Raw genomic sequence first — 690 nt, 5'->3', positions numbered from 1 at the left:
CAAATATTACAGCCCACACTTTCACAACAGCTGACCGTGTTACGTAAAGCACATATGGTGAGCTGCAGACGAGAAGGTAAAAATATCTACTATAAAATTATTGATGATAAAGTCTTAATTATTATGCAAACTTTGTATACCTTATATTGTGCAGTTTAGATGTATAGGTTGCGTTTAAAGCCTCATTAAAACGCTTTCTTGAATGATTCAAATACAGGCTTTTCCAGCAATTTTATTGTTTTAGATGATTTTAGTTATTATCTTTCTGGTTTGATCTACTTTTCTGCATTCAAAGATATGATTCTAAGTAACCAGAATCCTGCTTAAGAAAAGCTATTTATTTTCCTTAAGCATAAGAGTTTTTTGAGAGCCAGAAAGATTCTTATTCGATCCCAATAGTCAGAAAAATTAATGACATTTGATTTATATATCATTTTTATCTACTGATCTTAAGGGAAATTCCTTATACAGTTGAGGGTTAAGTGCCTACAAACTATATAACCCTTCATTTGAGCAATTATTTATAAAAATAAAGAAATAACTCTTATTACTGGATGTATATAATTTTTATTTTTATCTGCAACTTGATAGTTTTTATATGATTATTCTAGATTTTTAATTTAAACAGTATATCGTCTAAGTTTAAAAACCACTTATGCATACAACTAGAAATTGAACTGCTTTATTTCA

At 28.4% G+C, this 690-nt stretch carries 1 protein-coding gene; it reads left to right on the top strand.

The genetic code is table 11. From position 1 onward, the window contains the following. Positions 1-159, top strand: a 159-nt coding sequence (locus SE27_RS14620) for an ArsR/SmtB family transcription factor (RefSeq protein WP_455550013.1), incomplete at its 5' end; no start/stop codon positions are given. Positions 160-690 lie beyond the last annotated feature (531 nt).

It is taken from the genome of Acinetobacter harbinensis (assembly GCF_000816495.1).
Classification (GTDB): Bacteria; Pseudomonadota; Gammaproteobacteria; order Pseudomonadales; family Moraxellaceae; genus Acinetobacter; species Acinetobacter harbinensis.
The sequence above is the reverse complement of the archived record's forward strand: the minus strand, read 5'-3'. Positions and strand labels throughout refer to the sequence as shown.